The organism is Pseudoalteromonas sp. NH0006-26, from assembly GCF_057552415.1.
In genome coordinates, this window is record NZ_BAAJMJ010000002.1 from 433,688 (window position 1) to 459,761 (window position 26,074).

The window sequence follows — 26,074 nt, forward strand, 5'->3', positions numbered from 1 at the left end:
ACAGCCTGAACTATGCTAAACCAAATTTTTAAAAATTAAGCTCCATAGGGTTAGCGTGTACAAACCCGTTTGGTATAATTAAACAAACCAATCTAAAGAGGATACGCTAAATGCCACACATTATTATTGAACACTCAGAAGATCTGCCTTTATTACCTCAGGTTCTAGTGGAAAAAATCCACACAACAACATTTGAAAGTGGCTTATTTGATTTAGAAACAATAAAAACTCGTGCTATTGCGTATCAACATTACCAATTAGGTGTAGGTAAAGAAGGGTTTATACATATTGCAGTACATATTATGGCTGGGCGTTCTATTGAGCAAAAGCAAAAACTAAGTGAGCAGTTACTAGCGTGCCTGCAAACATATTGCAGAGCCTCTGATAGTTTAAGCGTTAATATTTACGAAATGAATCACGAAATTTATCGTAAAAACTAACCGCCATTAAAACATCATAGTTATAGTACCAGTGCTCTATAACTATGATGCTATCCCTGCTCGGCTGATTTTTTATGAAGTCGTGTTTAAAGCGTAAACTTGCCTAGTAAATCCCTTAAAATATTAGACTCTTTATTTAAACCATTACAAAGCTGCTCTGACTTCTTCATATTTTCTTTGGTTTGCTCTGCTGAGTCAGAAATCATCACAATGTTTTGGCTAATTTCTGAGGTTGCTAACGTTTGCTCTCGCGTTGCGGTAGCCACTGAGTTATTTAACTCGCTTAACAGTACAATTTCCTGTGAAATACCATTTAATGTATGGCCTGTTTCTTTTAATCGCTCGGCATTTTCTAAGGTGTTTTTGCTGCCCAATTCAATCGCAGTTACCGTGCTTGAAGCTTTAGCATTTAACGAAGCAATCATCTCATTAATTTGCTCTGTCGACTCCGCAGTACGCTGTGCAAGCGTTCTCACTTCATCAGCAACTACTGCAAAGCCACGCCCTTGCTCGCCAGCTCTTGCCGCTTCAATTGCCGCATTTAACGCCAATAAGTTAGTTTGCTCAGAAATCCCTTTAATAACATCTAATACATGAGAAATTGATTTAATCTCTGTCGAGAGCTCTAACACCGAAGCTACAGAATTTGCCATCGATGCTTCTAACTGTTCCATTTGTTTAATCGTGCTTTGTACAAAATCGACACCTTTGTGCGTCGTTTCTTCAGTTTTAGTGGCGATACTCGCCGCATTACTAGCACTGCCAGAAATATCCTGAACCGTAACTTCCATCTCATTAACCGCAGCCGCCACCGTTTGCGTACTCGATGACTGCACTTCAGCTAAATTTGCCGCGCCTTGCACTTGCTCAAGCACGTCATGCGAAATATCTTTAACATGGGTAGCCGACTCAGAAACCTGTTTAAACATATAATGTAACTGCTCTAAAAACAGGTTAAATTTAATCGCTAAATCAGAAATTTCATTATTATCGTCGGTAGGGAGTCGTGCTGTTAAATCGCCATCTTTTTCCGTTAATGCGTTTACCGCTGAAGTAATGTTTTCAATGGGTCTAAATATTTGCCCGACCAACACTCGTGCTAACGCTAAACCTACAAGCGCAATAATTATACCAAAAATGATATTAGTATTAATAGCGCTATTAATTGGGCCACATAATTGCTCTTGGGGAATCTCAGCGACTAGGTGCCAACCTAAAGAGTTTACTGGTGTACTTGAGACAACATAGTCATCGCCATCAATTACTTTACTTTGAATTGCCCCATTTTTAATTGGCGCTAAGTTAACAGATTGCCCTATTTTAGTTTTATCACCATGCAACATAATCTCGCCAGTACCAGAGGCCAAATAAACAATGCCGCCCTCGCCAATTCTATATTCGCTTATGAGCTCCACCATAGAATCGAGCGAACGACCTATTCCGGCAATTCCTTGTCGTTGCCCATCAAGCTCAATGGCATAATTAATAAATACCATTACCTCAGAGCTACCTTTATCTATATCGATCGCGACTTCAAATGGCCTATCCGATGCTAAAAAAGTATCAAACCAAGTATCGCTGCTGTCTATTTGCCTAGAAATACCTTCATCGGTGTAATAGTTACGGGAGTTTTTAGAGATAATATATGCGTTACTGGCTTGGTTTTTATTTTTTATCTGTTTGAGGTAATCAATAAATTTACCGCGACTTTGCGCATCTTCATTATTATTCATCCATTGCTGCACAAATAAATTTTGCGCTATTTCTTTACCAACTATAATAGGTGTAGAAAGCTCTAATACTGAGGTAAACTTTTCGTTTTAATAACATAGAGCACCTAAGGAGTAACTAAGCGGTATTTTATATACTGCACACTATTAACAGTAGCGACATTAAAGGTCATAAAGTAAAGATTTGTATAATAAAATCTCATAACACTTTAATAGTAGATTCAACTGTGTTTATTGCAATGTATTCAATATAATTAATACAAAAATCAGTGCACTGGTAAAAATACGATAGAAATAATAAAAACGAATTTTATAAAACGAGAAAGATGAGTTTCTATTTACTTGGAAAGCTTGTAAAAGTGGTGGCCCCTCCCAGACTCGAACTGGGGACCTAACGATTATGAGTCGTGTGCTCTAACCAACTGAGCTAAGGGGCCAACTTTGTATAACTGTAAGCAGTTAATTTTTGAAGCGTTTAGCCACAGAGCGACTAAAGCGGGTTGCAGTATAAAAAGTTTTTAGGGGCTTGTCACTAGCAAAAAGCTTTATTTTAACAATCAAGGGGCTAACTGCTCAAATAGTAGGCTTTGAGATTTTAATGGTGATGACTTTTAAAACGAATCCATCTATTAAATAACAGCCTGAGTGGCTAATACACATACCTTTGTTGGCACTTAGCAACTCAGTGTTAAATGTCCTGCTAAGCTACTGCATTACTTCTTGGCAATAATGTAAATCGCATGGATTAATCCTGGGAAATAGCCGAGCAAGGTTAATAAAATATTTAACCAAAAGTGCATCCCTATCCCCACCTGTAAAAACACCCCCAGTGGTGGTAGTAATATAGAAAAAATAATTCTGATGATATCCATAATTTAACCCTTATAACGTTAACAAAGCAAAAAGCCCAGCAGAGCTAGGCTTTTAGTATAGTGTATTATTCTGCAATAACAGTTAATTCATCAACTACTTTGCGAACATCTTCAGCGTTGTTAGCAATTTCCATTGCTAGTTGTTTTTCAGCATCCGATTCCACAGTCCCCTTTAGGGTAACTACACCGTTATCAGTATCAACATCAATGTCTGTACCACCGACTTCTGAATCAAATAAGTAGCGAGTGGTAATTACGGTGGTAATTTTCGCATCGGTTAAATCACTTTCAGTGTCGCTATCCATCATAGTAGAATCGTGGTGTTTAGCATTCATCTGATCAACTGTTGTTAAATCTTTTGCATCCTTGAGCTCAATAACAGTTAGATCATTTTCAACCTCAGTTACACCATCTAGGCTTAGCACAAGCTCTTCAGCAAGCTCTTTATCTACTTCGCTATTAACTTTACCTGTTAGCATTACTTTGCCATTTTTTACGTCCGTGTTGATGTCAAAGTTATTCAGGTTAGTGTTCATCAGCAGTACGGTTTCTGCTTTGCCATCAATCCAAGCATCTTTGCTTTCGTTTTCCCAGCTGCTTGCCTGAGCGCCCATTGCGGTTGTTCCTAATACTAGGGCTGCAATCATAGACTTATTAAATGTTTTCATAGTCATTCTCCATTTAATTAAAGACACTTAAGCTAATGCGAACATCGAGCCAATATTTTTTACACAACAATTTCAAAAACTTAATTAAAATAAGTCGTTATTGGCATAAATATACAAAGTAAACATTTACCGAGTATTGCGTAAAAGTTTCTCGAATAGCGAAACTTACTAAATAATTGTATATTTGGTTAATCTGTCGTTAATATAGTAACGCGAAAAAACACAGCGAATCATAAAGCACTGATTTTAAATGAGTTAACATTTGGTATAAGGCTTGCTTTGAAATAACCAGCAACCATAAAAGGATAATTTAAATGTCTGTTAAAATTGAAGACCGCCCTATTGAGCAAGTTCGAGAGCAAGTGATTGATCAGCTCATTTATAATTACAGCCATGGTGTCATTTCTGTAGAAGCATTTGAACGACGCTTAGACGACGCCATGGCAGCGAGTGACAATAAAGCACTTATGGATCTCGTTGAAGATTTAACCTTAAGTACTGACCAGCAATACAAGGCGCAAAAGCACTCGCAGTTTGCACCTAACTATGGTTCGCAGCATGAGGGGAGTGAAGAACCACTTACATTAAGAAGCATTCTTGGCTCAAGTGAACGAAGCGGCCAATGGGTCGTTCCTCAAAACATTTATATAGAAAACTACATGGGATCTATCAATCTTGATTTTACGGATGCTATTTTTACCCACCAACATGTCACTATTCACGTTAATTGTTACTTTGGTAGCGAAGAAATATATGTACCAGAGCACGTTAATGTAGTTTCTAAAATGTTTTGTATTTTAGGCAGTTTTGAAAATAAAACCGTATCACTCAATAAACGCCAAGGGCCAACAATTCACATTGAAGGAAAAACTGTTTTAGGCTCTGTGGAAGTTAAAGTTAAACGCACTATTAAAGAAAAATTTATTAGCTTTGCAAATGATTTAAAAACTCAACTTGGCATGAATAGTAAACATTTTTAAATATGCTAATTTATGATGAAGCCAAAATAGTTGGCTTCATCCATATTATAAATCGTTATTACGCTCACTGGGTATATCACTCATGTACTCTACAAACTCAACCTCAAACCCTGCGGGGTCAATAAAATAAATATTCTTCCTAAATGGATTTTCAGCGCCTTGCTTACTTATTTCAAAGCCCGCACGCTTTAAGCGCGTTATTACTGCATTTAAGTTATTAGTGACATAAGCAAAATGTGCCAAACCAATTTGATGCCCTGATAAGTCACGGTTTTCACCTTCTCCATGATCGCTAATAGCAATATATTGCTCGTTATCACCAAAGTGTATCCAGCGTCTTGCTTTACCATACCAGCTTCCTTCTCCCTCACTTCTAATTGACCAATAGGGAAACGCTGCTTGGTAAAACTTAAGCATGGCATTTATATCACTGACAACTAAATTTACGTGTTCTAATTTCATAATTTTCTTCCTGTTAATTGAATATAGAACATCATAAAACCTCAAGCTAACTTTAGGTAAAGTGCTCTTTCATAAATTTATTGCTTGTTTTTATTTCAAGAAATGTAGTGAAAGATCATAGCTGTACAAAAAACACTCACAAGTATTTAGGCTTTATGGTTTACTTTATGGCAAAAACCGCTAAAATACGCCGGCTTAAATATATAAACGTTCTTTTACAACCCAAAGGTAATACCATGCATCCAATGTTAAACATTGCGGTTCGCGCTGCGCGTAACGCAGGCAAACTTATTCTTCGTGCAAGTGAAGACTTATCAAAAGTTGAAGTGCAACAAAAAGGCACCAACGATTTAGTTACTAACATTGATAAAGAAGCCGAAGCCGTAATTCGTGACACTATTTTACGTTCTTACCCTGATCACTGCATCGTTGGTGAAGAGTTAGGCGAACACAAAGGTAAGGATGCTGATTACCAATGGATTGTTGACCCACTTGATGGCACAACTAACTTCATCAAGGGTATCCCTCATTTCGCAGTATCTATTGCACTTAAAGTTAAAGGTCGTTTAGACCAAGCAGTAATTTACGATCCAATTCGTGGTGAGCTTTTCACTGCTTCTCGCGGTCAAGGCGCACAGTTAAACAGCAAACGTTTACGCGTATCTAAAACGGTTGAACTTGCCGGTTCTGTTCTTGCTACAGGTTTTCCTTTCAAACAAAAACATCACTTAGATGCCTATTCTGAAGCGTTTAAAGCGTTATTTGTTCACACAGCTGATATTCGTCGTGCAGGCTCTGCAGCCCTAGATATGGCGTATGTTGCAGCGGGTCGTGTTGATGGTTTCTTTGAAATTGGTTTAAAACCTTGGGATACAGCAGCAGGTGAGTTATTAGTTAAAGAAGCTGGCGGCATGGTTGTTGATTTTGCTGGCGGTAATAACTACAACGTGAGCGGTAACGTAATCTGTGGTGCACCTAAGCTAACACAAGCGATCGTTCGTGAAATGCGCCCAGTATTATCTGAGTCGTTATTACGTTAATCGTAATTACGTACTAAAAAAAGGAGCCTTGGCTCCTTTTTTGCTTTTTGTTAGCCACTTTTTTTACTATTGGATAAACGTACAACAGCGGGAGCAGGCCTTCTGCGATTACAAATAAATAGGTAACTATGTTTGAAGCGCTTAGCTTCCTTCTTTGCATCGGTTGCTAATGCTGCCACTTGATGACTATTTTTACACTGCTGCAGATCAGGCTCAACTAAACCTATCGATAATGTAAGTAAAGGCACAAACTGCTTTTCGCCTTCTCTATTAGTTGCCCAATACCCTTTTTCATCAATATGCTCTGGCGTAAAAAACACGCGTGACTGCAGTTCAAATTGCGTGATAATAGTATTACAAACCTCCACCGCATCTTTTTTTTCAAACACCACCATAAAATCATCGCCGCCAATATGGCCGACAAAGTTAGCGCTGTGCGCACACGCTTTTACAGTCACATCAGCCAGAAGTTTTATCACGCTGTCACCACTGGCATAACCATACAAATCGTTAAATTGTTTAAAGTGATTTAAATCGATATAGGCTAGTGAAAATGGCTGTTTATGTTGCAGACGCTGCTCTATTACCTCACTAATTGCCACATTACCCGGTAACATGGTCAAAGGGTTAGCATGTTGGGCGTGGCGGATTTTTTCTGCTGTAATGTGCTTTAGTATGTCTCTGAGCGGTGCCAAGCCTAAATATTTATTGTTGCAGGTGATAACAATATGACGACGAATATCAAAGTCTTGCTCTGTTATTTGCTGGGAGACAATATCAAGCATTTGATTTTCATCAACCACCAGAGGTTGTTTATCCATTAACTCTGTGACTTCACACTTATCATAAAGCGCGTGCCCATAAGGCGCGGCAAACACTTCTGTTAGCTGATCTTTGTGTAACAGCCCTATTGGCTGCTGACTGCTATTTAATACCGGTAAGCTGATTATGCTTTTATCTTGCTCAAAAAGTGCATGAGCTTCTTTACAACGCGTATGACTGCTAATAGCAGGCTGAGCAACAGCAAGCACACCTATTGCCATTGATTGCTCAAACTTTGAGGCAGCTTGGGTCGAAGTGAGTGATTGTAACTGTTTACAGTTATAGTCATAACTTGGCTGTTGACTCGGTCTTTCTAACAAAAACCCCTGAACATGATTTATGCCTATGCTTTTGACTAAATCTAGCTCTTCAGGACGTTCAATTCCCTCCGCAATCACCGCTGTATTTGTTGCCCGCGCTAACACCATAATTGATTTTAAAAATTCTTTTTTAACTTCGCTTTGATCGCAATGATCAATAAAGTAACGATCAATTTTTACAATATCTGGGCATAACTGCGACCATTGCTTTAGTCCGGAATAACCTGCACCGAGGTCGTCAATAGCAATAGTAAAGCCTAGCTCTCGATAATGCGCGATGGTTTTTAACAGTAAAAAACCATCATCTACCTTTTCTTGTTCGGTGACTTCAATCACCACTCGATTGGCTGCAAGACCAAACTGCTCAATTAAATGTAAGGTTTCTCCTTTAGGGTGGCTCGGATCGAGTAAAATTTTTGGACTGACATTTAAAAATAACTTCCCTTGTAAACTGAGTTTTACAAAGTTTTCTATGGCGCGAGAACGGCATAAAAGCTCAAGCTCTGAGATCAATTGATATTTATGAGCCGTTTCGAATAGCTTATTTGGCATGGCTAATGGGCTATTTTTAGGGCCTCGACTCAGCGCTTCATACCCAATAATAGATTGCTTAGCTATATCGAAAATAGGTTGGAACAAGGTTGTTATTGCCCCTTGTTGTAAAATTGATTCTAAGACTTGTCGTTGCTCTGTCACTACTAGCTCGGATAAAAATTTAATAAGAGCAATAAAATACCAACTGAGTATGACTATTATGTGACTTATGTACGAGGCAATAAAAAACCGCTCACAAGGAGCGGTTTTTTAAAAAGGATAATTTAATCTCAATTAAGGCATTGGATCTAAATCAGCACCTTCTTTTTCAATCACTTCTGGTATTAAATCTTCTTTACTTACGCCCATGGCAATAGCTACCGAACTGGCAACGTAAACTGAAGAATAAGTACCAATAAATACACCAAATAGTAGTGCAGTAGCAAAGCCATGAATGGTTTGGCCACCCCATACAAATAACGCAATCAATACTAAAATAGTGGTGATTGAAGTTACTAAGGTACGATTAAGTGTTTGCGTAAGCGAGATATCAATAATCTCAACAGTGTCGTCAATACGTACTTTACGGAAGTTTTCACGAATACGGTCTGATACAACAATGGTATCGTTTAGTGAGTAACCTATCACGGCGAGTATTGCTGCCAAAATAGTTAGATCAAACTCTAAACCAAGTACCGAGAACAAACCAATCGTAATAATTACATCGTGTAAAAGCGCACCAACTGCGCCCACAGCAAAACGCCATTCAAAGCGAAATGCCACGTAAATTAAGATACAAATAAGCGCAGTTAACATGGCAAGGCCACCCTGCTCTTTTAAGTCTTCACCTACGCTTGGGCCTACAAACTCAATGCGGCGCATTACTACGCTATCATCGGCTTGTTTAAGTGCAGCAATTACTTGGTTACCAATTACCTCTGCTTTTACATCATCACCACGAGGGGCTAAACGAACCAGTATCTCTTGGCTTGAGCCAAAAAGCTGTACCGATGCATCAGCAAAATCATTTTCAGCCAGTACATTACGTACTTTTTTCAGATCCGCAGGTTGCGAAAAACCCACCTCAACCGCTGTACCGCCAGTAAAATCTAAACCGAAATTTAAGCCTTTAACAAAAAGTGACGCCAGCGACGCTATAATTAATAACGTAGAAAAGCCCATTGCCACTTTTCGAAGAGACATGAAACGAAGGGTTTTTCCGCCCAATCTTAAAATTTGCATGTCTGCTCCTTAAATTGAAAGTTTATCAACACGTTTGCCACCAATAAATAGGTTGATCACCGCACGGGTACCTATAATTGCTGTAAACATAGAGGTTAAAATACCAATTGCTAGGGTTACCGCAAAACCTGCAACAGGACCGGTACCAACAGCAAACAAGATAATCGCCGCAATTAATGTGGTGATATTGGCATCAAAAATAGTACTAAAGGCGCTATCGTAACCAAAATGAACCGCTTGTTGAGGGCTGCGGCCATCGGCTAACTCTTCACGAATACGCTCAAATATAAGTACGTTCGCATCAACTGCCATACCAACAGTCAGTACAATACCAGCTATACCCGGTAGGGTAAGCGTTGCACCTGGAATTAACGACATTACACCAATAATAAGTACTAAGTTGGCAGCCAGTGCAATATTCGCAACAAGGCCAAAACCTTTGTAGTAAATAAGCATAAAGGCCAGTACAAACGCAAAGCCAAGAGCTACAGCGGTCATACCTGCTTCAATGTTTTCTTGACCTAGGCTTGGCCCAACCGTACGTTCTTCTACAATTTGAATAGGCGCAACCAGTGCCCCCGCGCGAAGTAGTAAACTTAAGTTATGTGCTTCAGCTGGGTTATCAATACCGGTAATGCGGAATGAACGGTCAAGACGCGCTTGAATGGTTGCTACGTTAATAACTTCTTCCACTTTAATTGGCGGAAGTGCTTTACCGTCACTGTCTTTTTTACCTGATGGCTTGTATTCAATAAACACGGTAGCCATACGTTTACCGATAGCACGCTTGGTAAAGGCATTCATTTTTGCCCCGCCTTTGCTATCGAGTTTAATGCTTACTTGTGGACGCTGGTACTCATCTGCACCCGACTGCGCGCCAGTAATATGGCTGCCTTCAAGAATGATGCGTTTTTTTAGTACCACAGGGTAACCATCACGACTCATGATCATTTCAGTACCCGGTGGGATACGACCTTGAGCAGCCGCGCTTATATCAGCATTTTCGTCAACTTCACGAAACTCAAGCGTTGCCGTAGCACCTAAAATTTCTTTAGCGCGAGCGGTATCTTGAATCCCTGGTAATTGCACAATAATACGTTCAGCACCTTGGCGCTGTACGTTTGGCTCTGCAACCCCAATTTGGTTGATACGGTTACGAATAATCGTTTCGTTTTGCTTGATAGCGTAGTCACGAATTTCTTTTAGCTTTAGCTCACTCATGGTGGCAAAGAATGCGTTATCGTTACTGCTATCATCAATGTAAACGTTTAGAGGGTAACGACTTTCTAAAAAGCGCTCTGCAGCGTCTTTATCTTCTTCGTTACGCATTTCTACACGCATACGCTCAGTGCCAGCTACACGGCGCACACTACGATAACGTAGTTTTTCTTCGCGCAGGTCGCTACGAAAATCTTGCTCCATTTGCTCTAACTGATTATCCACCGCAGTGACCATATCGATTTCCATGGTGAAATGCACACCACCACTTAGATCTAGGCCTAACTTCATAGGATTACCGCCCAGCGACTTTAACCAAGCCGGTTGTGCAGGAGCCATATTAATTGCTGAGATATAATCGTTACTAAGCGAGTTACGCAGTAAGTCTTGCGCTTTAAGTTGGTCTTCAACGTTTTTAAAGCGAACAAGAATTTGCCCGTCTTCGAGCTTTGTCGATTTAGCGCTAACGTTATCTTTTTTGAGGATTGCGTTTACTTTGTCTACAACACTGAGGTCAACATCGGTGCCTTTAGCGCCAGAAACCTGTATGGCCGGATCGCGGCCATACAGGTTTGGTGAAGCATATAAAAGGCCAATGGCTAACACAGCTAAAACAAGTAAATACTTCCAAATTGGAAACTTGTTTAACACGGGGTCGTCCTTATTATTTTTATAGCGACTTCATTGTGCCTTTAGGCAATACAGCAGATACTGCTGATTTTTGTACTGTTACTTCTGCTTGCTCATTTAATGAGATCACTATGAAGTCTTTATCATCGGCAATTTTTACGATTTTACCCACTAAACCGCCTTGGGTTAGCACTTCATCGCCTTTTGCCATCGCACTCATTAAACTTTTATGCTCTTTTACACGCTTTGCTTGCGGGCGATAAATTAAAAAGTAAAAAACCAAACCAAAAATCGCTAACATAATTAGCATTTCCATACCGCCGCCTGCCGCAGGTGCGCCAGCGCTTGCATGTGCGTTTGAAATAAATAAACTCATAATACTTCCTCTTTAATTTTTAAATTTTAATTTGTTGTATCAGCTAGCTCTGGCACTTCTTGGCCTCGGCGAGCGTAAAAATCGTGTACAAATGTCTCTAGTTGACCTTCGCTAATAGCATTACGCAAACCTTCCATAACACGTTGATAGTATCGTAAGTTATGGATAGTGTTTAGTCGTGCACCCAAAATTTCGTTACATTTGTCTAAATGATGCAAATAGGCGCGCGAATAATTATTACAGGTATGGCAATCACACTCAGGATCAAGTGGACCAGTATCTGTTTTATGCACTGCGTTACGGATTTTAATGGTACCCGTTGTAATAAATAAGTGACCATTACGTGCATTACGCGTTGGCATTACGCAGTCAAACATATCAATACCGCGACGAACCGACTCAACTAAGTCTTCTGGCTTGCCTACACCCATTAAATAACGTGGTTTGTTTTCTGGCATTTTATAAGCACAATGATCAAGAATATTAATCATTTCATTTTTAGGTTCACCCACCGATAAACCACCCAATGCATAACCATCAAAACCAATTTCTTCAAGACCCGCTTGTGATTGTGCACGAAGCTCAGGATACATACCGCCTTGAATAATACCAAACAATGCTGATGGGTTGTCGCCATGTCCTTCTTTTGAACGCTTAGCCCAACGAAGAGAAAGCTCCATAGAGTCTTTGGCTTCTTTTTCAGTGGCAGGATATGGCGTACATTCGTCAAATATCATCACGATATCTGAGCCGAGATCACGCTGCACTTCCATTGATTTCTCTGGCGACATCATAATTTGATCACCATTTACAGGCGATTGGAACATTACGCCTTCTTCAGTGATTTTACGCATTGCGCCAAGACTAAATACTTGGAAACCGCCTGAATCAGTAAGAATTGGGAAGTCCCAGTTCATAAAGTCGTGTAAATCACCGTGCTGTTTGATGATTTCAGTGCCAGGGCGCAACATTAAGTGAAATGTATTGCCTAAACAGATTTGTGCACCCGTTGCTTTAACTTCATCAGGCGTCATACCTTTAACCGTGCCGTAAGTACCTACAGGCATAAACGCTGGTGTTTCTATTACACCTCGGTCAAAAATCAAGCGACCGCGGCGTGCTTTGCCATCGGTGCAGTCTAATTCAAATTTCATAATATCCTCTGTGTCGGAAAAACAGTCCAACAAGCTATAATTTAACCGCTCGATTCTACCCTTTTTACTATCCTATTACTATTAGCAGTGAAAAATTCACTGCGCTTAGGAGTAAAATAAAAACCGATAACGCTGTAAATTATTTACGGGTCAAAAACATCGCATCGCCATAGCTAAAAAAGCGATACTGTTGTTCAATCGCAGTATTGTAAGCACCCATAATATTGTCTTGCCCTGCAAAGGCACTGACCAGCATAATTAAGGTTGATTCAGGTAAATGGAAGTTGGTGACCATGGCATCAACAACATTAAATTGATAACCCGGAAAAATAAAAATATCGGTATCACCAAAGTAAGTATCTAACTTGCCACCATGTATTTTTGCTGCCGACTCTAGTGAACGAACTGAAGTTGTACCTACCGCAATCACACGCCCGCCTCTGGCTTTTGTGCTTGCAACCGCATCCACCACATCTTGCGGTACTTCAATATATTCAGAGTGCATGATGTGCTCATCAACACTTTCTACCCTAACTGGCTGGAATGTACCTGCGCCAACATGCAAGGTAACAAACGCCATTTGTACGCCTTTGTCTTTAAGCGCAGTCATGAGTTTATCGTCAAAATGAAGGCCTGCTGTTGGTGCAGCAACGGCGCCTGGCTTTTCACCATATACCGTTTGGTAACGCTCACGATCCGCTTCGTTATCTGGGCGGTCAATGTAAGGAGGAAGCGGCATATGGCCTACATCATTTAAAATGTCGAGCACATTTTCACTGCGGTCAAACTCAAGCTCAAACAGAGTATCGTGGCGTGCCACCATAATAGCTTTTGCTTTGCCCTCTAAAATGAGTACATTACCCGGTTTTGGTGATTTACTAGCGCGAATGTGAGCGAGCACGCGGTGTTCGTCTAATACGCGTTCTACCAGCACCTCAACTTTACCGCCAGATTCTTTTTGACCAAACATACGCGCAGGTATTACTTTGGTGTTGTTAAAAACCAGTAAGTCGTTTTCGTTTACAAGCTCAAGAATGTCACTAAATATTTTATGCTCAACAGCACCACTCGGCCCGTCTAAGCTCAATAAACGGCTACTGGTTCTGTCTGCTTTAGGAAAACGAGCAATTAATTCATCAGGTAAGTCAAAGCTAAAATCAGCTACGCGCATTGTTAGAATTCCACATCATTTAAAATCGCGCCAAGTGTATACCCAAACCACCTCAAAATGCGAGTGTCGTCGGAATTAAAAGCGATTTAGGCAAGGCATTGATGGCAAATAATAGTGGTTCTATTATTAATATCAATAACGCAGTATAAATCGCTTTTAAGCCAACCCGTGGGCGTTTCACAGGGGCATACTCTCATCGTTGCTACTTCTTGAAAGGGACGACCATTACTGCAAAGTATCGCCTTGATATTAAGCCCCTGTGAAGCGCTGAATTCTGCATTTTGAGGTGGTTTGGGTATTTAACTATTAGTAACGAAGCTCAAGATAACCCCTATATTCTCCCTAATTACTATTACTAATGAAGCTCAAAATATCCCTTATATTCTCCCTAATTGGCCACTAATGAACTACATTTAAAATAGCGGTTAAATACGCTTGTTCTTATCGCTAAATATCATTACTCTTACTAATTGAATTATTACCTGCATTTCTCGGAGTGGTACCTAAGTGGCAAAACAGCTTAAATTGCTAATATTAAATGCAAGTAATGATGAGCGCCAGACTATACGTGCCACGCTGGAGAGGCTTAGTGTGTTTGAGTTTATTGAAGCCTCAGACAGCCAAGATGCGTTAAAAATCTTAAAGAACCAAAGCGTAAATATAATCATAACCGGCTTAGATGTAGGTAAAATTGATGGTTGGCGGTTTTCACGTATGATCCGCTCTGGTTTGCTAAACACGCCGAAAAACACGCCTATTTTGCTAATTCCGCCCATTTATTGTGAGCGTATCGCTGAAACCACCGCGCGTAGCTATGGCATTGATGCAGTACTGCCTTTTGAGCGCCAAGATATATTGCCGCAAATACTAGCAAATGTGCTGTCGAGTCATTTAGAAAAAAGCAGTCGCTTAAACCTGTTGTTATTAGAACCCTTTACCAGCAGAGCAAACGACATGAGTGAACAATTAAAGCTAAACTTTGCAATTACTCATGTTACTAACGAAAAAGCCGCGCTAAGTGCCTATAATCAGCAGCCGTTTGCTATCGTGCTACTCGATGCCACTGCAGCACAAGCTGAGAGTTCAAATCAATTAGTTGAAAAGATTCTGCAGCATAACCCTCAACAAGCCATTGTTACTATTATTGATAAAAACGATGCCGATTACGCCGAGCAGTTATTACTTTCAGGCGTTACCGACTTTATTCGCGCCCCTTACGACCCCTCATTTTTAAATAAAGTCTGTGATCACGCAGCTCGTCGTGAAGACTTTATGGTCAGCTATGCTGAATTTGCTAATAAGGTACAGCAGCTAAGTATTAGTGAAGTAAAGTATCGCGACCTATTTTCAGCGCATCAACGTATTTTATTGCACCTAAACACAGTTGTACTTGAATTAGACCAACAAGGGAATATTCGCTTTATAAACCCTGCGTGGGAATCTCTGAGCGGCTTTGGAGTTAAGTCGACCTTACAACAACCACTCACTGCATTTTGTACCACAGAGTATCAACAGTCATTACAAGCGACGATTGATGATATTTTACAAGGTGGCGCAAACAAACAAAAAATAGAAGTTAAACTAAGCCAAAAAAATGGTAATTCAGTGTGGGTTGAATGTCGGCTTCAGTTAATAAAAAATAGCAGCAACAACGCTACCATTACCGCCACACTCGATAATATTCATGAGCGCAAGCAAGCAGAGCTGCAATTACGCCATTTGGCATTGCATGATACTTTAACTGGCCTACATAATCGTTATTACTTCGACCAACAGCTTAACTATATTTGCCAGAGCGAAAATACTCATACAAATATTGAACATGCGCTTATTTATATTGACCTTGACCACTTTAAAATAATAAATGACAGTAAAGGCCACCAACAAGGTGACATTGTTTTAAAAGAAGTAGCGCAGCTATTTATTGCCAATATTAGTAATGAGCATCTGATCTGCCGTGTCGGTGGCGATGAGTTTGCGGTGATACTTAAAAATACCAATTTATTGGATGCACATTTAATCGCAGAAGGAATTTGTAGTGCCATTGAAGGCAACCAATTTAAATCTGAAGAGCAAATCTATTCAATTAGTTGCTCGATTGGTTTAACCCAAATTACCGCTGATAACTGCGATCCAAATGAATGCTTAAAGCAGTCAGATATTGCGTTATATATTGCTAAAAATTTAGGTCGTAACTTAGTACATTGTTATTCAAAACAAGATGGTGAGAACAATGCGCTGCAAACGGGTTTAGAGTGGGGCCATGGGGTACGTCAAGCACTCCAACAAGACAGCATAGAGCTTCATTATCAACCCATTTGGGATTTTAAAACTAATCAGGTTGCCTACTTTGAAGTACTGCTAAGGTTAAAGCTAGACGACGAACTTATTTACCCTAATCAATTTATTCCCTCATTGGAAATGCTTAACGATACCTTTTTAATGGACCAATGTGTTATTCGTAACAGCATTGCGAGTGTTGCTGCACATCCAGAGCTTCTGCAGATTGCAATAAACTTATCGGCACAGTCATTTTTAGATGAGCGTTTATTGCCATTAATAGAGTCGACCCTTGAGAAGTATCAAGTATCTCCGGCGAAAATTATTTTTGAAATAACCGAGTCGGCCAGTATTAATAATTTAGCGGCGACGCGTAAAATGATTGAGCGGCTAAATAATTTAGGCTGCCACTTTTCAATTGATGACTTTGGCACCGGCTTCAGTACTTTTAATTACCTTAAACAATTACCAGCTCAACACGTAAAAATTGACGGCTCATTTGTTCGCGATATGCTTAATGACTCCATTGATTTAGCGCTAGTAAAGGCCATAAATGACATCAGTCGCTCACTAGATAAGCGCTCTGTAGCCGAATATGTTGAAACCGCAGAAGTGTTTTTTGCACTTAAAGAAATAGGCGTAGACTACGGGCAAGGTTACTTTATTGCTCGCCCTGTCCCTATTGACAAGGTACTGATTGAGTTAGAAAAAATAAAAAATAATCCTATTTTTTATCAAGACACCCTCACGTCACTATAAACATTAATAAACAAATTTAAGCAATTTATTACTTTCAAATTTGCCTATCTAACCTATACTTTGCTTATCGGCAGCACAATGTCATGAAAATTAAGTGATTACCTTGATTTTACATGACATCTTTATTTCTTATCGTCTAGATGTCTATACTTTTAAAGGTGGACATAGGGCATAAGGAGGATGTTTATGACGCAACTAATCACGTTATTATTGTTTATACACTTTGCTATTGCGCTTCAATGTTACAAATATGCTCAGATCAAGGGTTACCCTGTAAAAACCTTTACAGTGCTTGGGCTAGTCCCTTACTTTAATGTAGTTGTTTGGGTTTACTTACTATTTTTACCGCCGCTAAAAAGCTATCACGGCCAGCACAAGCAGCCACTTTAATTCCCCCGTGTTATTTAGCGTATTAATTAAAATACGCTTTTTTTTACCTATTTAAAATCAACACTGCACTGCTTTTTCAAAAAAACCTCTAATTGTTGGCTAAACAATTTAAAGTCACGAATGCGCCCCGTTGTTTTGCGCCACAATACACCAATATCACGATAGGCATCACCTTGCGATGGTGTAGCAAGCATATCTTTGTTCTCTAAAATACCCGCGTTAATTGCCATTTGCGGTAAAAACGTCACGCCAAGTTTATACTCAACCATACTCAATAAGGTATGAAGGCTAGCCGCCTCAAAGGGGTTTATACAACTAGAGCGGTTTAAATGACACGCACTAAGCGCATGCCCTGTCATACAGTGCTCTCGCTCAAGCAAGAATACACTGGCTTCTGGTAGTAAATTAAAGTCTTCAATACCTTTAGCTGGCATGTAATCTTTATGATGCACTAAGCTAAAGTGATCTTGTGCTAATACTTGGGTATGAAATTTATCGGTTTCGTAGGGCAGCGCTAATAATGCTAAATCAATTTGCCCATGTTCTAACTTGTCGAGAAGCTTGTCGCTGGTGTCTTCAATTAATACCAACTCTAAATCTACAAATGTTTGCTGACAAAAATGATATAAAGGCGCTGCGATAAAGCTGGCTATAGTAGGAATAACACCCACCGTTAATGTACCACTAAGCGGTGTTAAAAAGCTTTTAGTTAACTCTTTTAAACTAATTGTATCGTTGATTATTTTTCTTGAACGCTCAACCACCTCTTCACCAATGGTGGTAAACATTAGGCTGCGATTTTCTCGCTCTATAAGCTGACATCCTAAAGTTTCTTCTAGGTTTTGAATCGCGGTACTCAGCGTAGACTGACCGATAAAACAAGCACTGGCTGCTCGGCCAAAATGTTGATGTTGATGCACAGCTAATAAATACTGCAGCTGTTTAATACTAGGGAGATTGGTCATTTTTCTTTCCACAAATAAAAAGACCCCAACACCAAGGGCGTTGAGATCTTTTCAAGCTAAAAGTCTTTTAAGTACTTTTTATTAAACCCCAAAAGCGGTTCTTAGTACGTAGAAAATAACAATAGCAAGGGCAGCACCAACTGGCAATGTAATTACCCAAGAAACTACAATATTTCTTATTACACCCATGTTAAGTGCGGCAATACCACGTGCCATACCTACACCCAACACAGCGCCCACTAGGGTTTGTGTGGTTGAGATAGGTAAGCCTGTGCCCGATGCAATAACAACGGTAGAGGCCGCGGCTAATTCAGCAGCAAAACCACGACTTGGTGTTAAATGGGTAATACCTTCACCAATGGTTTTAATTACTTTTTTACCTAAAATAGCAAGACCGGCAACAATACCTAAACCACCTAGTGGTAATATCCACCAAGCGATAGCCGCCTTTTTAGCAATTTCACCATTGTTTTCAACAATGTTTACAACAGCAGCTAGAGGTCCAATTGCGTTAGCAACGTCGTTAGAACCATGAGCAAATGCCATACAACAAGCAGTTAGCACCATAAGTACCGCAAACACTTTTTCTACATTGTTAAACTGCATTTCTCTATCCGCTTTAGGATCGATATTTAAACGAGAAATAGCAATTTTACCAATAACAGCAACTAGTACCGCTATACCAATAGAAATAGCAAAACCTTCAAATGTACCTAAATTAATACCAATGTGCTTTAAGCCTTTTTTAATGGTCACAAGTGCCATAATAAAGCCAGCTAAACCCATGTATATTGGTACAAAGCGCTTTGCATTTTTAAGTGGAGCATCGGTGTCAAAAATCAGCTTTTGCGCACTCATAAATATTAAGTACGCTATAAAACCAGATATCGCCGGCGTTACAATCCAGCTACCTACAATACCGGCAACCTTACCCCATTGAATAGCCTCTGTGCCTACTGCAACAAGAGCAAAACCAATGATAGCGCCAATGATTGAATGAGTCGTCGATACCGGCCAACCTAAAAACGAGGCCATTAATAACCAACTGCCAGCGGCGAATAAAGAGGCGATCATACCTAAAACCATCAGTTCAGGAATGTCAGCAAATGGGGTCGCATCAATAATCCCTTTACGAATTGTTGATGTTACTTCACCCCCTGCTAAATAAGCACCTGCGAATTCAAAAATCATCGCGATAAAAATCGCTTGTTTAATGGTAAGTGCTTTTGAACCCACCGATGTACCCATCGCATTGGCAACGTCGTTTGCGCCAATACCATAAGCCATAAAAAAGCCGACTGCTGCGGCAATTAAAATTAATACCGTGCCGTAAGATGCAATGATATCCATTGTGTAACCTTAATCTTTCGTGTTTGAACTGATTTTAAATTAACGAGCTAACATCAGCTCAAGACGTGATCCTACGCGCTCTGCAATATCTGCAAGCTCGCCAACCCATTCAATGATTTTGTATAAAAACATTACATCAACTGGGTTTAGCCCATCTTCTACTTTACGTAGTTGACGGCGTATTTTAATTTGCATTTCATCCGTGTCTTGTTCTATGGCATCCAATTCAACAAGCATTTTTTCAACCAGAGTTACTTCTCTGCCTTTAAAGCCTGTTTCTAACAATTCTTCTAATTCATTAATCGCTTTAGATGCTTGTTTAGTTGCATCTACACAACGAGTTACATATGCCAAAAAGTCTTCTTGAATCTCTTTTGGTATGATCATCTCACGACCAATTACGCGCCCAGCAATGTCTTTTGCTTTATTAGCAATTTTGTCTTGTTGGGTTACTAATTCGAGCAGATCTGTACGCTCTACCGGCATGAATAATCCACGCGGTAATTGTAGGCGTATGTTTCTTTTCATTTCATCGGCTTCACGCTCTAAGTTTCGAATAGTTAAACGTAGCTCTTCAGCTTGTTGCCATTCTTCTTTAAAAACGTGATTGAAAAAAGGTATCAAGGTTTTACTAGCTTGATGAACCTTTCGGATATGTTCTTCCATTGGTTTTATAGGAGATTTTGCAAATACTCCTAGAAACGCGTTTGTATGCATAACTGACCCTTAAATCAATTTAGTATGCTGATCAGCGTGAATTTTACAGCATTAAGCTCGATTGTGAACGCTTTTTATTGCTCAATGACCAGCAGACTAAAAGAAAAATGAATATTCATCCCTATAATTAAAAAGGATGATGGTTCAAAATTACAAAGACTTCTCTATATCTTCTTGAGATGTATGACGAATATCTTTTCCATTTACAAAATAGATAATATATTCAGCGATGTTTTGACAGCGATCACCGATGCGCTCTAATGAGCGAACAGACCATACTAAATCCATAATTTTTGGAATTGAGCGCGGATCTTCCATCATGTAAGTCATTATTTGACGGGTGATTGCTTCATATTCCCTATCCACTTTGGCATCCTCTTTATGCACTTCAAATGCACGTTGCACATCCATACGTGCAAATGCATCTAAAACGTCATGCAACATTTTAGATACTTGGCGTCCCATATTTTCGATATTTACTAATAAATCTTGTTGATCCTTAGTAAATGAGTCTAGTGCAACTTTAGCAATTCGCTTAGCTTCATCACCAATTCGCTCTAAATCGGCAATGGTTTTTGCAATTGCCACCACTAAACGCAGGTCGCTAGCAGCTGGCTGACGACGCGCGATAATGCGAGTACAGTCTTCGTCAATACTCACTTCCATTGCATTAACTTTATAATCATTCTCACGCACTTTTTGTGCTAGTACCGCATCGTTTTGACTTACCGCGTCAAGGGCACTATTTAGTTGCTGCTCAACCAGTCCACCCATGCTTAGCACATGGTTACGGACATCTTCTAGTTCTTGATTAAAACGACCAGAAATATGTTTATTAATGTTGTGTTCCATAATGACCTTCTTTAATAATTTATTGCTTTCGCGTTTTAATCCGACTAGCCGTAGCGACCGGTAATATAATCTTCCGTTTTTTTCTTTGTAGGCGTTGTAAACAAGGTATTGGTATCTGAATACTCAATCAGCTCCCCCATATACATAAACGCTGTTTGATCAGAAACACGAGCTGCTTGTTGCATGTTGTGAGTAACAATAACCACAGTAAATTTATTCTTTAAATCATTAATTAGTTCTTCGATTACTAACGTTGAAATCGGATCCAGTGCTGATGTTGGCTCATCAAGCAGTAATACCTCTGGCTCGATCGCAATAGAGCGAGCAATCACTAAACGTTGCTGCTGACCGCCCGATAAACCAAATGCGCTATCGTGAAGTCTATCTTTTACTTCATCCCAAAGAGCTGCACCGCGAAGCGATTGCTCGACCACTTCATCAAGCTTACGCTTTTCTTTAATGCCTTGCAGGCGAAGACCATATACCACATTCTCATAAATTGATTTTGGAAATGGGTTTGGGCGCTGGAACACCATGCCAACATTACGGCGAAGCGCTGCAACATCAACGCTTTTATCGTAAATATTTTGCCCATGCAGCATGATTTCGCCTTCAATACGACAAATATCTACCAAGTCGTTCATGCGGTTAATACAACGTAATAAGGTTGATTTACCACAACCCGACGGGCCGATAAATGCCGTTACTTGGCCTTTAGGAATATTCATATTTACTTTACTCAGTGCTTGTTTATCACCGTAGTAAAGGTCGAGATCTTTAATTTCTAGCGCTTTTTGTTCGTCTGTTAAATTATTTAAATCTAACTTCAAGCTTGGCTTTGCTTGGTTTACTTTTGGAGCGACTGTAATCATGTTTGTTACCTATACTAAATTAATGCTCAAGCGATCTGAATTTTTCACGTAAATGGTTACGTATACCAATGGCGGTGATGTTAAGGGTAATAATAACCGACACTAACAAAAAGGCCGTTGCATATACCAGCGGACGCGCCGCTTCAACGTTCGGGCTTTGAAAGCCAACATCGTAAATATGAAAACCTAAGTGCATGAATTTTCTGTCTAAATGTATATATGGGAAGTTACCATCAAGCGGCAGCGTTGGCGCCATTTTTACCACACCCACCAGCATAAGTGGTGCAACCTCACCCGCCGCACGAGCAACCGCTAAAATTAAACCCGTCATAATTGCAGGACTGGCCATAGGAATTATGATTCGCCATAGCGTTTCTACCTTAGTCGCGCCCAGTGCTAGCGAACCATCACGGACCGTGCTTGGAATACGAGATAAACCCTCTTCGGTAGACACTATCACTACTGGCAACGTTAATATCGCCAAGGTAAGTGCTGACCATAAAACACCTGGGGTACCAAACACAGGGGTAGGCGATGACTCTGGATAAAATAATTGGTCAACACTACCACCAACCATATATACAAAGAAACCTAAGCCAAATACACCGTATACAATAGACGGAACACCCGCCAAGTTTATAACCGCAATACGGATCATTTTAGTAATTGCGTTTTTGGCTGCATATTCATGTAAGTAAATAGCAGCAACCACGCCAAATGGCGTTACAATCACAGCCATTAACATCACCATAAATACCGTACCAAAAATAGCTGGAAATACGCCACCTTCGGTATTAGCTTCACGAGGGTCATCGGCAACAAACTTACCTAACTGCACAAAGTAATGACCTAGTTTAGCAAAAAAGCCCATGTCGTTTGGAAACCATACATCCAACACTTGATAAAGCGGGATAGTAACAACCTCACCACGCATATCTTTTACGGTTACTTGATCACGTTTAGCTTGTTTACGCAGTGCGAATAGCTCTTTTTCTAATTCACCATATTGTGCACGTAAATCAGCACGCGCTTGAGCAAGCTCAGCAACACGCTCGTCGGTTAGCTCGTTATCAAGCAAGTAGGCTTTTTCTTGTAAACGTAATCGCTCTAGCTCATAGTTTATATGTCCTATGTCGCCATTTTGTAAATCAAGCGCTTCGTCATTTAAGTCAACTGCACGCTCTACAAGGTCATGTAAGGTTTCTACTTTATCTACTGTTACCGTCTGACCGTCTTTAATGACGCTTTGTACATACCCGTAAAAATTACCGTTTTTACTGCGCTCGAATACCGCGAGTGCTTTGGGTGCTGAACTTTGTTTAATATCGGTTTCGAGTATCCAGCGAAAATCTAAATCAACATACTCACGGTTACCTGTTTTAATTAGTAAACGCTCAACCTCATCTTTTTCAAATTTAGAAACATCAATACCGGTTGCCGCTAAACGCGACTTAGGTACCAATTCACGGTCATAAATTTCACCAATAACGGTTTGCTTCGCAATTGAGCCTTCAAGCTCATACTGCATAACTTGAGATGGCCAAAAAAAGCTTAACCCCTTCCATGCAATCATGGCGAGTAAACCAATTACTGAAATTAAACTGATGCTGACAGCACCACCGGTCATCCAAATCCAAGGAGAACCAGACCTAAACCACTGCTTTACCATGTCGTGTTTCTCCACTTACATTGAGCTGTATTTTTCACGCAGCTGCTGACGAACAAACTCAGCAACGGTGTTGAAAATAAAGGTGAATATGAATAATACAAAGGCGGCTAAGAATAGAATTCGGTAATGCGAACTCCCTACTTCCGACTCTGGCATTTCGACGGCGATATTAGCGGCTAAAGTACGCATGCCTTGGAAAATACTCCAATCCATAATCGGGGTATTACCGGTAGCCATAAGTACAATCATAGTTTCGCCTACGGCACGGCCTAATCCCATCATTACCGCAGAGAAAATACCTGGGCTGGCCGTTAGTAACACCACGCGAATTAGCGTTTGCCACTGCGTTGCACCTAACGCTAACGAGCCATTTGATAAATGCTTAGGCACACTAAATACCGCATCTTCGGCAATTGAGAAAATAGTGGGAATAACCGCAAAGCCCATCGCAATACCTACTACTAATGAATTACGCTGATCGAAGGTCATGCCTAATTCATTGGTTAGGTATTGACGCACATTGCCATCAAACATCCATAGTTCGATACTTTCGCTCATCGCAAACGACAACCAACCAATAAATAACACCACAGGTATTAGTAAAATTGAATGTGAACCTTCAGGAATTTTATGGCGAATAACCGCAGGTAATTTAGTCCAGCCTAACGCCGTTGCTAAAATACCTAATGGCAGTAACACCAGTAAACCAACAATAGCCGGCAAGTGCTCTTCAATTAAAGGCGCTAACCACAAGCCAGCTAAAAAGCCTAGAATAACCGTTGGTAGAGCTTCCATTATTTCTACCGTCGGCTTAACCACGCGACGCAATTCGCTCGACATAAAATAAGCAGTATAAATAGCGGCTGATATAGCAATAGGTACTGCAAATAACATCGCATAAAGCGCTGCTTTTAAAGTACCAAATGAAATAGGTACTAGTGAAAATTTTGATTCAAAATCATCACTGGCAGAAGTAGATTGCCAAATATAGCCGGGTTCAGGGTAGCCTTCGTACCACACTTCTTGCCAAAGCGCTGACCACGTTACTTCTGGGTGCTCGTTATGAATTTCTAAAACCGTTAGCTTGTTATCAGCTAAAATTAGCGCCGCATTTGAACGCGGAGCAATAGCAAATTGTTCAATTGCACCGTCACTGACTTTACCTTGCCATAACTTTGCTTCGCTGGTTGTGTAATAAAGCCCTAATTCACCATTTTGACCGGTTGTAAAAAAGGTGCGACGGTAAAACTCGGTAAAAATATTCAGCTTACTTTGCTTAGTCGTTTCAAATGAACGGATTTTTTGAAACTCACGTCCTGAATCTGTATTGATTTCAAACCACTGCGATATTTCACCATTATCATTGGCCAACATCAGTGAGTTTGCACCCGCCAATAATTGCGATGACACTATATTGGCGTTTTCTTCATTGGCAGATAATAATTGAATTTGCTCAACTTCACTTGGGTAGCGAGTATCGAATACGTAAATTTGATTAGCAGAACGAACAAAGGTGCGGGTGGTATCTGGCGACATTAATAGCTCATCTACGCGACCATCAACGTTAAGTTCAGTGCGTTCCACTTGCCATTCAACTTCACCAGTGAACATGTTTTCTTCGGCTACAAAGCTACTAAATACCACTCGTTTATCGGCGGTAAGTGCCACCACGGCTGTTTTGTCTTCATAATGGCTAAAGGCAAAACGCTTAATAGCGGCACCTTGCTCATCAACTTCGAGTGCCATTTCCCCCAGAGGATAACCTAAACGCGGGGTTAATTTACGTTCATTATTAGGGAAGGTAACTAAAAACTTAGGCGCGACAATAGTCACGGTGCCGTTTTCTAAGCCATACGCATAATGCCCTTGAAAAGGAGCACTATTTGCAAAACTAGTTACCTGCGCGGGTAAAGTGGCATTAAGTGTTTTTAGTTTTTTACCAAACTGTGCTTTATCAACACTATAGAAGTTAACTTGACCTTGATTATCAAGTAAGTAAGCAACCTCAGTTTGCTCTTCAACACCAAGCCCTACTATTTGCTCAGTATTAGCAACATTAAAGCTAGCGCGCTTTTCAACTTTGGCTGACTCAAAAATAGGCTGCACTACATAAAGAAGGTAAAAAAAGATTAATAGCAGTGCTATTAATACCATTATACCGCCAGCGGTTATGCCAAACTTAGCAAACCGGTCTTTAAATAGACGGCTTCGATCCGTATTAAAAGTCGGTTTATTCGGATTTGAAGTCATCAAAACACCCTTATATCTTAACGTTGGGCGCATTATATTTCATCAAAGTGACAGTAATGTTACAGTCGTAATAATTCTTTACTTATATAGAGTCTGTTCATCTTTGCAGATTAAATTTTCAGCTTTATGAGCGGATTTTAGGCTAAATTGCGATTTTAAATAATATTAAAGTATTGTTTGTAGTAGTAATTGTATTTATTTATGCGTTATTTATGAACTAAATCAATTATTAATTGGACAAACTATTTATCCAAGACAATACTCAATGGGCATCTAATATAACAACAATAAAGTAACCTCTTAAGCTGTAA

General features: G+C 40.0%; 22 protein-coding genes and 1 tRNA gene. 5 read left to right on the plus strand and 18 right to left on the minus strand.

Features of this window, described 5'->3' with window-relative positions:
- Window positions 1–110 precede the first annotated feature (110 nt).
- Complete coding sequence (locus AC27JR_RS04660) at window positions 111–440, plus strand: 5-carboxymethyl-2-hydroxymuconate Delta-isomerase (RefSeq protein ID WP_008114843.1); 330 nt, start codon at window positions 111–113, stop codon at window positions 438–440.
- Window positions 441–526: 86 nt separating this feature from the next.
- Here AC27JR_RS04660 and AC27JR_RS04665 read toward each other — a convergent pair whose 3' ends face one another.
- The 4 genes from AC27JR_RS04665 to AC27JR_RS04680 form a co-directional block, all read right to left on the minus strand.
- Window positions 527–2,221 (minus strand): methyl-accepting chemotaxis protein, encoded by a 1,695-nt coding sequence (locus AC27JR_RS04665; protein WP_487172957.1) that lies wholly within the window; start codon window positions 2,219–2,221, stop codon window positions 527–529.
- A gap of 309 nt (window positions 2,222–2,530) precedes the next feature.
- Window positions 2,531–2,607 (minus strand) — tRNA-Ile (locus AC27JR_RS04670).
- A gap of 276 nt (window positions 2,608–2,883) precedes the next feature.
- Complete coding sequence (locus AC27JR_RS04675; RefSeq protein WP_008114841.1) at window positions 2,884–3,042, minus strand: YqaE/Pmp3 family membrane protein; 159 nt, start codon at window positions 3,040–3,042, stop codon at window positions 2,884–2,886.
- Between the two features lie 65 nt (window positions 3,043–3,107).
- Window positions 3,108–3,710 (minus strand): BON domain-containing protein, encoded by a 603-nt coding sequence (locus AC27JR_RS04680; protein ID WP_076919403.1) that lies wholly within the window; start codon window positions 3,708–3,710, stop codon window positions 3,108–3,110.
- A 314-nt stretch (window positions 3,711–4,024) separates the two neighbouring features.
- Here AC27JR_RS04680 and AC27JR_RS04685 point away from each other — a divergent pair, with 314 nt between their 5' ends.
- Window positions 4,025–4,690 carry a LiaF domain-containing protein gene (locus AC27JR_RS04685; protein WP_076919404.1) on the plus strand — a complete coding sequence of 222 codons (666 nt, stop codon included), beginning with the start codon at window positions 4,025–4,027 and terminating at the stop codon, window positions 4,688–4,690.
- Between the two features lie 45 nt (window positions 4,691–4,735).
- Here the strand turns inward: AC27JR_RS04685 and AC27JR_RS04690 are convergent, their stop codons facing one another.
- Window positions 4,736–5,152: a VOC family protein gene (locus tag AC27JR_RS04690; RefSeq protein WP_076919405.1), complete on the minus strand. Its 417-nt coding sequence runs from the start codon at window positions 5,150–5,152 to the stop codon at window positions 4,736–4,738.
- A 236-nt stretch (window positions 5,153–5,388) separates the two neighbouring features.
- On the opposite strand from AC27JR_RS04690, the gene suhB reads away from it, so the two are divergent.
- Complete coding sequence (gene suhB, locus AC27JR_RS04695) at window positions 5,389–6,192, plus strand: inositol-1-monophosphatase (RefSeq protein WP_010391751.1); 804 nt, start codon at window positions 5,389–5,391, stop codon at window positions 6,190–6,192.
- A 50-nt stretch (window positions 6,193–6,242) separates the two neighbouring features.
- Here suhB and AC27JR_RS04700 read toward each other — a convergent pair whose 3' ends face one another.
- The 6 genes from AC27JR_RS04700 to queA all read right to left on the minus strand — a co-directional run bounded on the left by AC27JR_RS04700 (window position 6,243) and on the right by queA (window position 13,659).
- Window positions 6,243–8,030: an EAL domain-containing protein gene (locus AC27JR_RS04700; protein WP_487172922.1), complete on the minus strand. Its 1,788-nt coding sequence runs from the start codon at window positions 8,028–8,030 to the stop codon at window positions 6,243–6,245.
- A 132-nt stretch (window positions 8,031–8,162) separates the two neighbouring features.
- A complete protein-coding gene (gene secF / locus AC27JR_RS04705) occupies window positions 8,163–9,110 on the minus strand; it encodes a protein translocase subunit SecF (protein ID WP_076919407.1) in 948 nt (315 codons plus the stop codon).
- Window positions 9,111–9,119: 9 nt separating this feature from the next.
- Window positions 9,120–10,979: a protein translocase subunit SecD gene (secD, locus tag AC27JR_RS04710; RefSeq protein WP_008114832.1), complete on the minus strand. Its 1,860-nt coding sequence runs from the start codon at window positions 10,977–10,979 to the stop codon at window positions 9,120–9,122.
- A 19-nt stretch (window positions 10,980–10,998) separates the two neighbouring features.
- Window positions 10,999–11,334, minus strand: coding sequence for a preprotein translocase subunit YajC (gene yajC / locus AC27JR_RS04715; RefSeq protein WP_008114830.1), 336 nt, complete (start codon window positions 11,332–11,334; stop codon window positions 10,999–11,001).
- Between the two features lie 26 nt (window positions 11,335–11,360).
- Entirely contained in the window at window positions 11,361–12,488 is a 1,128-nt protein-coding gene (gene tgt, locus AC27JR_RS04720) for a tRNA guanosine(34) transglycosylase Tgt (protein ID WP_008114828.1), read from the minus strand.
- A gap of 139 nt (window positions 12,489–12,627) precedes the next feature.
- Entirely contained in the window at window positions 12,628–13,659 is a 1,032-nt protein-coding gene (gene queA / locus AC27JR_RS04725) for a tRNA preQ1(34) S-adenosylmethionine ribosyltransferase-isomerase QueA (protein ID WP_487172923.1), read from the minus strand.
- Between the two features lie 507 nt (window positions 13,660–14,166).
- On the opposite strand from queA, the gene AC27JR_RS04730 reads away from it, so the two are divergent.
- The gene (locus tag AC27JR_RS04730; protein WP_487172924.1) at window positions 14,167–16,698 is read left to right on the plus strand and encodes a two-component system response regulator; all 2,532 of its coding nucleotides are present in this window, start codon (window positions 14,167–14,169) and stop codon (window positions 16,696–16,698) included.
- Between the two features lie 186 nt (window positions 16,699–16,884).
- Window positions 16,885–17,088 (plus strand): hypothetical protein, encoded by a 204-nt coding sequence (locus AC27JR_RS04735; protein WP_487172925.1) that lies wholly within the window; start codon window positions 16,885–16,887, stop codon window positions 17,086–17,088.
- A gap of 47 nt (window positions 17,089–17,135) precedes the next feature.
- Here the strand turns inward: AC27JR_RS04735 and AC27JR_RS04740 are convergent, their stop codons facing one another.
- From AC27JR_RS04740 to AC27JR_RS04770, 7 genes are all read right to left on the minus strand, one after another.
- Window positions 17,136–18,053, minus strand: coding sequence for a hydrogen peroxide-inducible genes activator (locus AC27JR_RS04740; protein WP_008466345.1), 918 nt, complete (start codon window positions 18,051–18,053; stop codon window positions 17,136–17,138).
- Window positions 18,054–18,134: 81 nt separating this feature from the next.
- The gene (locus tag AC27JR_RS04745; protein WP_008466343.1) at window positions 18,135–19,403 is read right to left on the minus strand and encodes an inorganic phosphate transporter; all 1,269 of its coding nucleotides are present in this window, start codon (window positions 19,401–19,403) and stop codon (window positions 18,135–18,137) included.
- A 39-nt stretch (window positions 19,404–19,442) separates the two neighbouring features.
- Complete coding sequence (locus tag AC27JR_RS04750; protein ID WP_036933418.1) at window positions 19,443–20,120, minus strand: TIGR00153 family protein; 678 nt, start codon at window positions 20,118–20,120, stop codon at window positions 19,443–19,445.
- 150 nt (window positions 20,121–20,270) lie between these two features.
- Window positions 20,271–20,972, minus strand: a complete 702-nt coding sequence (gene phoU, locus AC27JR_RS04755) for a phosphate signaling complex protein PhoU (RefSeq protein WP_008466339.1) — start codon at window positions 20,970–20,972, stop codon at window positions 20,271–20,273.
- 44 nt (window positions 20,973–21,016) lie between these two features.
- Entirely contained in the window at window positions 21,017–21,844 is an 828-nt protein-coding gene (gene pstB, locus AC27JR_RS04760) for a phosphate ABC transporter ATP-binding protein PstB (RefSeq protein ID WP_008114812.1), read from the minus strand.
- A gap of 19 nt (window positions 21,845–21,863) precedes the next feature.
- Window positions 21,864–23,513: a phosphate ABC transporter permease PstA gene (gene pstA / locus AC27JR_RS04765; protein ID WP_487172926.1), complete on the minus strand. Its 1,650-nt coding sequence runs from the start codon at window positions 23,511–23,513 to the stop codon at window positions 21,864–21,866.
- A 15-nt stretch (window positions 23,514–23,528) separates the two neighbouring features.
- A complete protein-coding gene (locus AC27JR_RS04770; protein ID WP_036933415.1) occupies window positions 23,529–25,763 on the minus strand; it encodes an ABC transporter permease subunit in 2,235 nt (744 codons plus the stop codon).
- Between the last annotated feature and the right edge of the window lie 311 nt (window positions 25,764–26,074).